Source organism: Enterobacter sp. HK-058-C-ECC, assembly GCF_047531125.1.
Taxonomy (GTDB): Bacteria; Pseudomonadota; Gammaproteobacteria; order Enterobacterales; family Enterobacteriaceae; genus Enterobacter; species Enterobacter quasiroggenkampii.
This window is the reverse complement of record NZ_JBLKCH010000001.1, coordinates 544,971-557,657: the sequence shown is the minus strand read 5'-3', so window position 1 is coordinate 557,657 and position 12,687 is coordinate 544,971. Positions and strand designations below refer to the sequence as shown.

General features: G+C 55.9%; 11 protein-coding genes. 7 read left to right on the top strand and 4 right to left on the bottom strand.

Going from position 1 to position 12,687, the window contains the following annotated elements; all coding sequences use genetic code 11:
- Window positions 1-10 precede the first annotated feature (10 nt).
- A complete protein-coding gene (pntA, locus tag ACMWJS_RS02750; protein WP_229225750.1) occupies window positions 11-1,540 on the bottom strand; it encodes a Re/Si-specific NAD(P)(+) transhydrogenase subunit alpha in 1,530 nt (509 codons plus the stop codon).
- 535 nt (window positions 1,541-2,075) lie between these two features.
- Between pntA and ydgH the strand changes: the two genes are divergently transcribed.
- The 3 genes from ydgH to folM all read left to right on the top strand — a co-directional run bounded on the left by ydgH (window position 2,076) and on the right by folM (window position 5,349).
- Window positions 2,076-3,020, top strand: a complete 945-nt coding sequence (ydgH, locus tag ACMWJS_RS02745) for a DUF1471 family protein YdgH (RefSeq protein ID WP_045910349.1) — start codon at window positions 2,076-2,078, stop codon at window positions 3,018-3,020.
- Between the two features lie 184 nt (window positions 3,021-3,204).
- On the top strand, window positions 3,205-4,587 hold the full coding sequence (locus ACMWJS_RS02740) for an amino acid permease (protein WP_045910348.1): 1,383 nt from the start codon (window positions 3,205-3,207) through the stop codon (window positions 4,585-4,587).
- Between the two features lie 39 nt (window positions 4,588-4,626).
- Entirely contained in the window at window positions 4,627-5,349 is a 723-nt protein-coding gene (folM, locus tag ACMWJS_RS02735) for a dihydromonapterin reductase (protein ID WP_045910347.1), read from the top strand.
- Here folM and ACMWJS_RS02730 read toward each other — a convergent pair.
- Entirely contained in the window at window positions 5,346-5,681 is a 336-nt protein-coding gene (locus ACMWJS_RS02730; protein WP_045910346.1) for a GlpM family protein, read from the bottom strand. The genes folM and ACMWJS_RS02730 overlap by 4 nt on opposite strands.
- Before the next feature lie 128 nt (window positions 5,682-5,809).
- Here ACMWJS_RS02730 and rstA point away from each other — a divergent pair, with 128 nt between their 5' ends.
- From rstA to tus, 4 genes are all read left to right on the top strand, one after another.
- Window positions 5,810-6,526 (top strand): two-component system response regulator RstA, encoded by a 717-nt coding sequence (gene rstA / locus ACMWJS_RS02725; protein WP_021241154.1) that lies wholly within the window; start codon window positions 5,810-5,812, stop codon window positions 6,524-6,526.
- Between the two features lie 244 nt (window positions 6,527-6,770).
- Entirely contained in the window at window positions 6,771-7,031 is a 261-nt protein-coding gene (locus ACMWJS_RS02720) for a hypothetical protein (protein WP_414746545.1), read from the top strand.
- A gap of 75 nt (window positions 7,032-7,106) precedes the next feature.
- Window positions 7,107-8,405, top strand: a complete 1,299-nt coding sequence (rstB, locus tag ACMWJS_RS02715) for a two-component system sensor histidine kinase RstB (RefSeq protein WP_045910344.1) — start codon at window positions 7,107-7,109, stop codon at window positions 8,403-8,405.
- 73 nt (window positions 8,406-8,478) lie between these two features.
- Window positions 8,479-9,408 carry a DNA replication terminus site-binding protein gene (tus, locus tag ACMWJS_RS02710; RefSeq protein ID WP_414746544.1) on the top strand — a complete coding sequence of 310 codons (930 nt, stop codon included), beginning with the start codon at window positions 8,479-8,481 and terminating at the stop codon, window positions 9,406-9,408.
- Here the strand turns inward: tus and fumC are convergent, their stop codons facing one another.
- Together fumC and fumA are read right to left on the bottom strand one after the other, a co-directional pair.
- Window positions 9,409-10,803, bottom strand: coding sequence for a class II fumarate hydratase (fumC, locus tag ACMWJS_RS02705; protein ID WP_025911542.1), 1,395 nt, complete (start codon window positions 10,801-10,803; stop codon window positions 9,409-9,411).
- 189 nt (window positions 10,804-10,992) lie between these two features.
- Window positions 10,993-12,639, bottom strand: a complete 1,647-nt coding sequence (gene fumA, locus ACMWJS_RS02700; protein ID WP_028012930.1) for a class I fumarate hydratase FumA — start codon at window positions 12,637-12,639, stop codon at window positions 10,993-10,995.
- Between the last annotated feature and the right edge of the window lie 48 nt (window positions 12,640-12,687).

Genomic DNA, 12,687 nt, shown 5'->3' with positions numbered 1-12,687 from the left:
ATGCTACCCCTTAGCCTTTACGAAACATTTTCAGCATGCGCTGAGTCACGGTGAAACCACCGAAAATATTGATACTGGCGATCAGCACCGCGATAAAGCTCAGGAAGCTGATCCAGCCGCCGTGGCCAATCTGCAGTAACGCCCCCACCACGATGATCCCGGAGATGGCGTTGGTTACCGACATCAGCGGCGTATGCAGCGCATGGGAGACGTTCCACACCACGTAGTAGCCCACAACGCAGGAGAGCGCGAAGACGGTAAAGTGGCCGAGGAACTCTTTCGGCGCGACGTCAGCCAGCCAGCCGAAGAGAATAATCACCAGCGCCATGATCGCGTATTTGCGCCACGGGGAAGCCGGTTTGGCAGGTTCTTTTGGCTCAGGCGCCGCTTTAGGCGCTGCCTGAGGCTGGGCCGAAACCTGAATCGGCGGCGCAGGCCAGGTAATTTCACCTTCACGCACCACGGTCACACCGCGGACCACCACATCGTCAAAATCGACGGTGATGTTGCCGTCTTTCTCTTTGCAAAGCAGCTTCAGCAGGTTGACGAGGTTAGTGCCGTACAGCTGAGACGATTGCGTCGGCAGGCGACCCGGCAGATCGGTATAGCCGATCACCTTCACGCCGTTCGCGGTCGTGGTCACCTGATTCGCTACGGTATATTCACAGTTGCCGCCGTTTTGCGCAGCCAGGTCGACAATCACGCTGCCCGACTTCATGGAGTCAACCATCTCACGGGTAATCAGCTTCGGCGCTGGTTTGCCCGGGATAAGCGCGGTGGTGACAATGATGTCGACATCTTTCGCCTGGGCGGCGAAAAGTTCCATTTCGGCTTTGATAAAGGCTTCGGACATCACCTTCGCGTAACCATCACCGCTGCCCGCTTCTTCCTTGAAGTCCAGCTCAAGGAATTCGGCACCCATACTCTGGACCTGTTCCTTCACTTCAGGACGGGTATCGAAAGCGCGCACGATAGCGCCCAGGCTGTTTGCCGCACCGATGGCGGCAAGTCCCGCCACGCCCGCGCCAATCACCATCACCTTCGCCGGAGGGACTTTACCCGCCGCGGTGATCTGACCAGTAAAGAAGCGTCCAAATTCGTGAGCCGCTTCAACGATGGCGCGGTAGCCCGCAATGTTTGCCATCGAACTTAAGGCGTCCAGCGACTGGGCGCGCGAAATACGCGGCACGGAGTCCATCGCCATGACGGTAACGCCGCGCGCGGCCAGTTTTTCCATCAGCTCAGGATTTTGCGCAGGCCAGATAAAGCTCACCAGCGTGGTGCCCGGATTCAGCAGCGCAATCTCACTCTCTTCCGGTGCATTGACCTTCAGAATCACCGGCGACTGCCATACGTCGGCACCGTCCACCACTTCCGCGCCAGCCTGGATAAAGGCCTCGTCATCGAAACTCGCCAGTTTGCCTGCGCCGCTTTCAACCGCGACGGTAAAACCCAGCTTAAGCAGTTGCTCCACCGTTTTCGGTGTTGCCGCTACGCGGGTTTCATTGGCTAACCGTTCTTTTGGTACCCCAATACGCATAGTTTTCCCTTCCATCGGTTTTTGATGATGGTTTATCGATAAATGCCCGCGGTTTGTATCATTTTTCGCCATCACACAAGCAATGAGACACAATTCACCCCGGAAAATAAAACAGTAACAAACTGTCTATAACCTACTGAAAATACCGGCCGTGATCTACCGCCAGAAAACACTATTTCTTACTTTATCTGTGAAAAATAAGCGATCGGCGTCACTGACAGTGATATTTACCTTAAATTCATCGCCAGAACCGATAATTCGCGCAAGCGAAGCGGTAAAAACATGATATAGCGCCATAAGAGAACAACTTATTAACATTAAATTAACTTGTAAAAGTCATAAGCTTTATCAGTTTTACTTGTCAAACGCGTGTTTTTTCAACATATCACTAAATGTTATCGAATAAGGTGATTCAGTGAGCACTGGCTGTGAAAAATGGCGCAGACAGCGACGGGTTTTAAATGCCATAATCGGGACCGTCTCAAATTAACAACAATACCAGTACATGGTTTGCGCAAGGCGAAGGATCATTTTTATGAAGCTTAAGAACACACTCCTGGCGTCCGCACTTCTCTCCGCGACCGCCCTGTCTGCGAATGCCGCAACAGAGTTAACGCCGGAGCAAGCGGCAGCGTTAAAACCTTTTGACCATAAGGTCATTGTGGGTCGTTATAATTCTATTGGCGACGCCGTCGCCGCTGCATCAAAGGCCGCTGATAAAAACGGGGCGGCATCGTTTTATGTTGTTGACCAGTCTGATAACGGCAACAGCGGTAACCAGCGCGTGACTATTGCGCTGTATAAAGACAACGCGCCAAAAGCTGACGCACCGAAAAACCGCGTGATCAACGGTGTTGTTGAACTGCCGAAAGATCAGGCAATTGCGCTGGAACCGTACGACACCGTCACCGTTCAGGGCTTCTACCGCAGCCAGCCTGAAGTGAACGATGCCATCACCAAAGCCGCGAAAGAGAAAGGGGCCTACTCGTTCTACATCGTGCGTCAGGTCGATGCTAACCAGGGCGGCAACCAGCGTATTACCGCGTTCATCTATAAAGAAGATGCGAAAAAACGTGTTCTGCAGAGCCCGGATGCGATTCCGGCGAACTCAGAAGCCGGTCGCGCGGCGATAGCGAAAGGCGGCGAAGAAGCGAAGAAAGTGGAAATCCCAGGCGTCGCAACGACGGCTGCGCCAAGCGCTGAAGTGGGCCGTTTCTTTGAAACGCAGTCCACGAAAGGTGGCCGTTATTCGGTTACGCTGCCAGACGGTACCAAAATTGAAGAGCTGAACAACGCCACTGCCGCGCAGATGGTGCCGTTCGACAGCATCAAATTTACCGGCAACTATGGCAACATGACGGAAGTCTCTTACCAGGTCGCGAAGCGTGCGGCGAAGAAAGGGGCGAAGTTCTACCACATCACCCGCCAGTGGCAGGAACGTGGTAACAACGTGACCATCAGCGCCGATCTGTACAAGTAACAAAATCGTTTAAGAAAGGCGGCGCAATGCCGCCTTTTTTGTTACTTTTTTTGAATTTCTGCCACACGTCATTGCATGCTTTCGTTACACTCCGTAAAATCCCGCGCCTTAGTGTGATCCACCATTTTTATGCGCCTGAGCGAAATAATTATTCTGGATTTTGACCTTTCATAACAGGAAGCCAATGGAAAAGAAACTTGGCCTGAGTGCTCTGACTGCACTCGTTTTAAGCTCAATGCTGGGTGCGGGCGTATTCAGTTTGCCGCAAAATATGGCTGCCGTCGCCAGCCCGTCTGCGCTCATCATTGGCTGGGGCATTACGGGAGTCGGAATATTGCTGCTGGCCTTCGCCATGCTGCTGCTGACCCGCATTCGCCCGGACCTGGACGGCGGCATTTTCACCTATGCCCGTGAAGGCTTCGGCGAGCTGATTGGCTTCTGTTCCGCATGGGGATACTGGCTGTGTGCGGTTATCGCCAACGTCTCCTATCTGGTGATTGTCTTCTCGGCGCTCAGTTTCTTTACCGATACGCCTGAATTGCGCCTCTTTGGCGACGGGAATACCTGGCAGTCTATTGTGGGCGCTTCGGTATTACTGTGGTTCGTCCACTGGCTGGTGCTGCGTGGCGTACAAACGGCCGCCAGCATTAACCTGGTGGCGACGCTCGCGAAGCTGGTTCCGCTCGGCCTGTTTATCGTTCTGGCCTTTATTGCGTTCCGTCTCGACGTGTTTAAGCTCGATTTCAGCGGCGTTGCGCTGGGCGTCCCCGTCTGGGAGCAGGTGAAAAACACGATGCTGATTACCCTGTGGGTATTCATCGGCGTTGAGGGTGCGGTTGTGGTTTCTGCCCGGGCCCGAAATAAACGCGATGTAGGCCGCGCCACGCTGCTGGCCGTACTGGCTGCGCTCGGGGTCTATCTGCTGGTCACGCTGCTGTCGCTGGGCGTGGTGGCGCGTCCTGAACTGGCTGAAATGCGTAACCCCTCAATGGCAGGCCTGATGGTGAAAATGCTCGGCCCCTGGGGCGACGTGGTGATTGCGGCGGGTCTTATTATCTCCGTCTGCGGAGCCTACCTGAGCTGGACCATCATGGCGGCTGAAGTGCCCTTCCTGGCCTCTACGCACAAAGCGTTCCCACGGCTGTTTGCGCGTCAAAACAAAAACAGCGCGCCGTCTGCCTCACTCTGGCTGACCAACATCAGCGTTCAGATCTGCCTGGTGCTGATCTGGCTCACAGGTTCAGACTATAACACGCTGCTGACCATCGCCTCGGAGATGATTCTGGTACCCTATTTCTTAGTGGGTGCGTATTTGTTAAAAATTGCCACTCGTCCCGCGCATTATGTCGTGGGTGTCGGAGCCTGTATTTACGGCCTGTGGTTGTTGTATGCTTCCGGACCTATGCATCTGCTGCTGTCGGTGGTGCTGTACGCACCGGGCCTGCTGGTGTTTATCTACGCCCGCCGCACGCATCAGCTGGAGAACGCGCTGAAACGCCGCGAAATGGCATTAATTGGACTCTTACTGGTTGCTGCCGTGCCGGCAACCTGGATGTTAGTGGGATAGCATCGCCTTTCCCATTGTTGAACTGTAAAGGAGAATACGATGGGAAATGCACCGCTTCGCCCCATACTGATCACCGGTGGAGGCCGCCGTATCGGCCTCGCTCTCGCCCATCACTTTCTCAACCTTCGCCATCCGGTCATTGTGAGCTACCGTACGGAATACCCGTCGATTGAAGGGTTACGCAAAGCCGGGGCGGTCTGCATTCAGGCTGATTTTTCAACCGATGAAGGCATTCTGGCCTTTGCGGAAAAGGTGAAATCCACCACTGCGGGGCTGCGCGCCGTGATACATAACGCCAGCGCATGGCAGGCCGAGAAATCCGGTACCTCGCTCAGCGAAACGCTTGCCGCCATGTTGCAGATCCATGTTAATACCCCTTATCTGCTGAACCATGCTCTGCAGGATCTGCTTCGCGGCCACGGGCATGCTGCGGGCGACATCATTCACTTCACTGATTATGTGGTGGAGCGCGGCAGCGACAAGCACATCGCCTATGCGGCCAGTAAAGCCGCGCTGGATAACATGACCCGCTCGTTTGCCCGCAAGCTCGCCCCCGAGGTGAAGGTGAACGCCATTGCCCCGGCGATGATTTTATTCAACGAAAACGATGATGCGGAGTATCGCCAGCAGGCGCTGAATAAGTCGCTCATGAAAATTGCCCCGGGCGAGAAAGAGGTCATCGACCTCGTGGATTACCTGCTCACCAGTTGCTACGTCACCGGCAGAACCTTTGCCGTGGACGGCGGCCGACCGCTGCGTTAGTGAAAGCGGCTCCAGAAGAAAATTAACAGCCAGGCGCTGAGCCCCCAGCAGACCACCGCCCCGCTCAGCGCCAGTGGGAGACGCAGAAAACCGGTGAAATACCACAGCGAAAGCAGGTAGAGAAAATACGGGATGATTGACCACATGCCAAACACGATGGTCGTGCGTAACGCTTCCGTACCGCGTTCAGATGCCACGATATAGTGGGCAATGAGTGCAAAGGTCGGGAAGAGAGGGATCAGCCCGGCAATATAGTAGTTTTTCGTTTTCGCCAGCATGCCAATCAGCAACACCACCAGCGCGCCCAGCCCGGCTTTGATCACCAGCCCCATCGTTTTCCCTATAATAATCAACTCACAATATCAGCCAGAATAACGGAACCGGCGTTAATTTTGAAAGATTAATGGAAGGTTAAGGTTTCGCGGTGTATGTTGGCTTTTTTCACGAAAACAGACGCTGTATGAATAAGATTGTTTATGTTGAAGACGAACCCGAAGTCGGGCAGCTGATCGCCGCCTATCTGGGTAAACATGATATGGACGTCATTGTTGAACCTCGCGGCGATCGTGCCGAAGAGGTGGTCGTCCGTGAAAACCCGGATCTGGTATTGCTGGATATTATGTTGCCAGGCAAAGACGGCATGACGCTCTGCCGTGACCTGCGCGCCCGTTGGGAGGGCCCTATCGTCCTGCTCACCTCTCTGGACAGCGATATGAACCATATTTTGTCGCTGGAGATGGGTGCCAATGATTACATTCTGAAAACCACACCGCCTGCCGTCCTGCTCGCTCGCCTGCGCCTCCATTTACGCCAGCACGCCAGCATCGAACGCGAAGCACCGGCGCCGTCTCTGACGCCGCACAAAGCGATGCGCTTCGGTACGCTGTCTATTGATCCGATTAACCGTCAGGTGCTGCTCTCTGGCGAGCTTATCGCCCTTTCCACCGCAGATTTTGACCTGCTGTGGGAGCTGGCAACGCATGCCGGGCAGATCATGGACCGTGACGCGCTACTGAAAAACCTGCGTGGCGTAAGCTACGACGGAATGGACCGCAGCGTTGACGTGGCGATTTCGCGTCTGCGCAAAAAACTGCAGGATAACGCCACCGAGCCCTACCGCATTAAAACCGTGCGTAACAAGGGCTATCTGTTTGCCCCACATGCGTGGGAAACCTGATCGCCGGATAAGATAACCTGTGCGAAATGAAGGCATTGCGCGACGATGCCTTCTCTTCGGGCGTTTATTTTTACGTTTGCGCAACAATTAACTTGCTAAGCACGCGAACTATTCCATAATTACCTTCTCGACTCTCCTTTCTTCAGCTCGCCCCACTCTTGCGATTGTTTTACTCATTTTCGCCGTGAAGCTTTCACGACATCTCTCCAATAAATCTTGAAATGAGGATTTAAGCTCATGAATTATGTATAGCTACGGTCAGGTAGAAGCGATAAAAACCAATCTTGAGTGGATTGTTAATCAGGCAACCCTGAACCACGCCTCCCCCTCACGCACCGATCAAAAAGCGCTCTTTGACCTGCTGGAACTCATCCAGTCTTACGAAATACTGCTGGACCTCATCAGCGAATACGGAACGGATGTGATTGATACGCACATTGCGGAAGGCCTGGCCGTGACGGAAAAATTCATCGCCAAGGTAAAAAAAAGCGCGAAAGCCATGTAACACGCTCGACAGACGTGAAAAACTCGAAGGGTTTTCATGTATATTCTGCATATAGCGTTTTTTCGGTGAGATCCAATGAAAAAGCTGTTTGTGCAGTTTTATCTTTTACTGTTTGTCTGCTTCCTGGTGATGACCATGCTGGTCGGGCTGGTCTATAAATTTACCGCCGAACGTGCGGGCAGGCAGTCTCTGGACGACCTGATGAAAAGCTCGCTGTATTTGATGCGCAGCGAGCTGAGAGAGATCCCGCCACACGACTGGGCGAAAACCCTGAAAGAGCTGGATCTCAACCTGTCATTCGATTTACGCATCGAGCCGTTGAAAGATTTCGATCTGGACCCGCCCGCCATGCAGCGTCTGCGCGACGGGGATATCGTCGCGCTGGATGAGAAATACACCTTTATTCAGCGTATTCCGCGCAGCCATTACGTGCTGGCCGTCGGGCCGGTGCCCTATCTCTATTATCTGCATCAGATGCGCCTGCTGGACATGGCGCTGATGGCCTTTATCGCCATTTCGCTGGCGTTTCCGGTTTTTATCTGGATGCGCCCGCACTGGCAGGACATGCTGAAGCTGGAATCCGCCGCGCAGCGTTTTGGTGAGGGACACTTTACCGAGCGCATCCACTTCGACAGCGGTTCCAGCTTTGAACGTCTGGGCGTGGCCTTTAACCAGATGGCCGATAACATCAATGCCCTTATCGCCAGTAAGAAACAGCTCATCGACGGGATTGCGCACGAGCTGCGCACGCCGCTGGTGCGCCTGCGCTATCGTCTGGAGATGAGTGAGAATCTGACGGAAGCAGAGTCTCAGGCGCTTAACCGCGACATTGGCCAGCTTGAGGCGCTGATTGAGGAGCTGCTGACCTACGCGCGCCTCGATCGCCCGCAAAACGAACTGAACCTCAGCACGCCGGATCTGCCCGCGTGGCTGCAAACCCACATTGACGACGTTCAGAGCGTGAACCCGCAGCGTACGCTGTTGACGCGCGTTACGCCGGGTGACTACGGCGCACTCGATATGCGCCTGATGGAACGCGTGCTGGACAATCTGATGAACAACGCCATGCGCTACAGCGAAAGTACGCTACAGATTGGGCTGGATTTGCAGGGTAATCAGGCCAGCCTGACGGTAGAGGATGACGGGCCGGGGATTGCGCCGGAGGCACGCGAAACCGTGTTTGAACCCTTTGTCCGCCTCGATCCCAGCCGCGATCGCGCCACCGGAGGCTGTGGTCTGGGGCTGGCCATTGTCTACTCTATCGCGCAGGCCATGGGCGGCACGGTACATTGCGAGGAGAGCGAGCTCGGCGGCGCGCGCTTCTGCTTTAGCTGGCCGGTATACCATAACATCGCCCTTCCCGTTCCTGCCTGACCTTAACCGCACGCTGGCCTGACCCGGCGTGCTGTGCTATATGATAAGTATGTTGTAACTAATGAGGGTGCTTATGGCGACCTACGATCTTATCGAACGGCTTAACAGCACGTTTCGGGAAATAGAACACGAGCTGCTGACCCTGACAGAACGTTTGCAGACCTGCCGCCTGCTGGCCGCGCGCGTTTTTACCCTGCCCGAGGTGGTCAAAGGGGCCGAGCACGATCCGCTGGACACCATCGACGTGAAGCAGCACATCGGCAAGACCGCGCTGGAGCTGGCGATGAAACACTATCGCCATCTTTTTATCCAGCAGCAGTCTGAACAGCGCAGCAGCAAGGCGGCCGTGCGGATGCCGGGCGTGATCTGTCTGCAAACCGATGCCGCCGCGCGCGAGGCGCTGGAAAGCCAGATTACCCATATCAACAGCCTGAAAGCGGCATTTGAGAAGATCGTTACCGAAGAGTCGGGCCTGGCCCCCGCCGCCCGGTTTGAGTGGGTGCACCGTCAGCTTCCGGGGTTAATTACCCTAAATGCCTATCGCACGCTAACGGTTCTGCGCCATCCCGCCACGCTGCGCTTCGGCTGGGCGAATAAACACATCATTAAAAACTTCACCCGGGATGAAATTCTGGCGCAGCTGGAAAAGAGCCTGAAGACGCCGCGCACCGTCGCGCCGTGGTCGCGTGAGCAGTGGATTGAGCGTCTGGAGCAGGAGTACCACAGCATCGCCTCGCTACCGGCGGATACGCGCCTCAAAATTAAGCGCCCGGTGAAGGTTCAGCCTATCGCCCGCGTCTGGTATTCCGGCCAGCAAAAACAGGTGCAGTATGCCTGTCCAACGCCGCTGATTGCGTTCTATGATGCCGATCAGGGGGCTATCGTGCCGGATATTGGTGAGTTGCTGAATTACGATGCTGAAAATGTCCAGCACCGTTACCGACCCCAGGCGCAGCCGCTGCAGCTGATTATTCCGCGGCTGCACCTGTACGTGGCGAGTTGATTATTTCAGGCTGCCGACCATCGCTTCAGGGCGCACCCAGGCATCGAACTCCGCCTCCGTCAGATAGCCCAGCGCCAGGGCGGAGGCTTTCAGCGTCAGCCCCTCCTTATGCGCTTTTTTGGCGATCTCGGCGGCTTTGTCGTAGCCAATGTGGGTATTGAGCGCGGTCACCAGCATCAGCGACTCATTTAACAGCTGGCTGATGCGCTCGCGGTTTGGCTCGATCCCCACCGCGCAGTGTTCGTTAAAGCTCTCCATGCCGTCTGCCAGCAGACGAATCGATTGCAGAACGTTGTGGATCACCATCGGGCGATAGACGTTGAGTTCGAAGTTGCCGGATGCACCGCCCAGGTTAACGGCCACGTCGTTGCCCAGTACCTGACAGCAGAGCATGGTCATGGCTTCGCACTGGGTCGGGTTGACTTTACCCGGCATGATGGAGCTGCCCGGCTCGTTTTCCGGAATGCTGATTTCACCGATGCCGCAGCGCGGGCCCGAGGCCAGCCAGCGCACGTCGTTGGCGATTTTCATCAGCGAGGCCGCCAGCCCTTTCAGCGCGCCGTGAGTGTGGACCAGCGCATCGCAGGTCGCCAGCGCTTCGAACTTGTTGGGCGCCGTGACGAACGGCTGCCCGGTAATGGCCGCAAGCTCCTCCGCCACACGCACCGCATACTCCGGATGGGTGTTTAACCCGGTGCCCACCGCCGTGCCGCCGAGCGCCAGCTCCGCCAGGTGCGGCAGGCTGTTCTCAATGTGCTTCAGGTTGTGTTCCAGCATCGCCACCCAGCCGGAAATCTCCTGGCCGAGCGTCAGCGGCGTGGCGTCCTGCAGGTGCGTACGGCCAATTTTGACAATGTCGCGGAAGGCCTGTGCCTTCTCGTTGAGCGTAGATTTCAGGACGTTAAGCTGTGGGATAAGCTGTTCGCGAATAGCAATCACCGCCGCCACGTGCATGGCCGTGGGGAAGACGTCGTTAGAACTCTGGCTCTTGTTGACGTCATCGTTCGGATGAACCTTACGCTCCATGCCGCGCACACCGCCCAGCAGTTCGCTTGCCCGGTTCGCCAGCACTTCGTTCATGTTCATGTTGCTTTGGGTGCCGGAACCGGTCTGCCAGATGGCGAGAGGGAATTCGTCAGGATGCTTGCCCGCCAGCACTTCGTCGGCGGCATTTATGATGGCGGTGGCCTTGTCTGCCGCCAGCAGGCCTAAATCCTGGTTCACTTTTGCGGCCGCGCGTTTGGTGAGGGCCAGCGCCTGAATCAGCGAGACGGGCATTTTTTCAGTCGAGATACGGAAATGCTCCAGCGAACGCTGGGTTTGCGCGCCCCATAGCTTGTCAGCCGGGACGTCGATGGCGCCCATCGAGTCTTTCTCATGGCGTACCGTTGTCATTACTTTCTCCTTGATAACACTGTCGGGATTGCTCACATGCTTAAGGGATAAGTATTGATGACTTCTGAGAAACGTTATGGCGCTTTGTGCGCTCTTTTTGGTGTCGGGTGTCGGGTGGCGGCTGCGCCTTACCCGACCTACGAGAATCCAGGCCGGGTAAGCGTCAGCGCCACCCGGCAATTTACAGAATTACTTCACACACGCCGAACACTGGGACGACTGGATCTGCTTGAAGAAGTCGTTGCCTTTGTCATCCACGAGGATAAACGCCGGGAAATCTTCCACTTCAATTTTCCAGATCGCTTCCATACCCAGTTCCGGGTATTCCACGCACTCCAGGCTCTTGATGCTGCCCTGCGCCAGAACCGCAGCCGGGCCGCCGATGCTGCCGAGGTAGAAGCCGCCGTGCTTGTGGCAGGCGTCCGTCACCTGCTGGCTACGGTTGCCTTTCGCGAGCATGATCATGCTGCCGCCGTTAGCCTGCAGCTGGTCGACGTACGAGTCCATACGGCCTGCCGTAGTCGGGCCTAACGAGCCAGAGGCGTAGCCTTCAGGCGTTTTCGCCGGGCCCGCGTAGTAGATCGGGTGATCTTTAATGTACTGCGGCAGCCCTTCGCCGTTGTCCAGGCGCTCTTTCAGCTTCGCGTGCGCGATGTCGCGGCCCACGATAATGGTGCCGTTGAGGGAGAGACGGGTCGAAACCGGATACTGAGACAGCTGCGCCAGAATCTCTTTCATCGGACGGTTCAGGTCAACGCGAACCGCTTCCCCCTCGCCCGCTTTACGCAGCGCTTCCGGAATGTATTTACCCGGGTTGTTTTCCAGTTTTTCGATCCACACGCCTTCGCGGTTGATCTTCGCTTTGATGTTGCGATCCGCAGAGCAGGAGACGCCCATCCCGACCGGGCAGGAAGCGCCGTGACGCGGAAGACGGATCACGCGCACGTCGTGAGCGAAGTATTTGCCGCCAAACTGCGCGCCGAGGCCCAGGTTACGCGCTTCTTCCAGCAGCTCCTGCTCAAGCTGCACGTCGCGGAACGCCTGACCATGTTCGTTACCTTCGGTAGGCAGGCCGTCGTAGTATTTGGTTGAGGCCAGCTTCACGGTTTTCAGCGTGCTTTCCGCCGAGGTACCGCCAATCACAAACGCGATATGGTACGGCGGGCACGCCGCGGTGCCGAGGGTGCGCATCTTCTCAACCAGGTAGTTCTTCAGCTTGCCCGGGGTAAGCAGCGCTTTGGTTTCCTGATAGAGATAGGTTTTGTTGGCCGAACCGCCGCCTTTGGCGATACAGAGGAATTTGTACTCATCACCGTCGACGCTGTAGAGGTCAATCTGTGCTGGCAGGTTGGTGCCGGTGTTGACCTCTTTGTACATGTCCAGCGCGGCGTTTTGCGAATAGCGCAGGTTGTCTTCGGTGTAGGTGTTATAAACACCGTGTGCCAGCGCTGCTTCATCACCGCCGCCGGTCCAGACGCGCTGGCCTTTTTTACCGACGATGATCGCCGTACCGGTATCCTGACAGGTTGGCAGAATGCCTTTCGCCGCGATATCGGAGTTACGCAGGAACTGCAGGGCAACGTACTTATCGTTTTCGCTGGCTTCCGGGTCACTCAGAATATCGGCCACCTGCTGCTGATGGGCAGGACGGAGCATAAACGAGGCGTCGTGGAAAGCGTGCTGCGCCAGCAACGTCAGCGCCTGTGGATCCACCTTGAGGATCTCTTGTCCTTCAAACTCAGAGACGGAGACGTGATCGCGGGTTAACAGGTAATACTCGGTCTGATCCTTACTGAGGGGAAAAGGATCCTGATAATGGAAGGGTTTATTCGACATTGTTCTCTCACTTACTGCTTCGGTCTGTTTATTCAGGGCAGATGTTCC

Bases quoted from the DNA above. Each gene is read 5' to 3' on its own strand.
- pntA (WP_229225750.1), bottom strand. From the start codon at position 1,540: ATGCGTATTGGGGTACCAAAAGAACGGTTAGCCAATGAAACCCGCGTA.
- ydgH (WP_045910349.1), top strand. From the start codon at position 2,076: ATGAAGCTTAAGAACACACTCCTGGCGTCCGCACTTCTCTCCGCGACC.
- ACMWJS_RS02740 (WP_045910348.1), top strand. From the start codon at position 3,205: ATGGAAAAGAAACTTGGCCTGAGTGCTCTGACTGCACTCGTTTTAAGC.
- folM (WP_045910347.1), top strand. From the start codon at position 4,627: ATGGGAAATGCACCGCTTCGCCCCATACTGATCACCGGTGGAGGCCGC.
- ACMWJS_RS02730 (WP_045910346.1), bottom strand. From the start codon at position 5,681: ATGGGGCTGGTGATCAAAGCCGGGCTGGGCGCGCTGGTGGTGTTGCTG.
- rstA (WP_021241154.1), top strand. From the start codon at position 5,810: ATGAATAAGATTGTTTATGTTGAAGACGAACCCGAAGTCGGGCAGCTG.
- ACMWJS_RS02720 (WP_414746545.1), top strand. From the start codon at position 6,771: ATGTATAGCTACGGTCAGGTAGAAGCGATAAAAACCAATCTTGAGTGG.
- rstB (WP_045910344.1), top strand. From the start codon at position 7,107: ATGAAAAAGCTGTTTGTGCAGTTTTATCTTTTACTGTTTGTCTGCTTC.
- tus (WP_414746544.1), top strand. From the start codon at position 8,479: ATGGCGACCTACGATCTTATCGAACGGCTTAACAGCACGTTTCGGGAA.
- fumC (WP_025911542.1), bottom strand. From the start codon at position 10,803: ATGACAACGGTACGCCATGAGAAAGACTCGATGGGCGCCATCGACGTC.
- fumA (WP_028012930.1), bottom strand. From the start codon at position 12,639: ATGTCGAATAAACCCTTCCATTATCAGGATCCTTTTCCCCTCAGTAAG.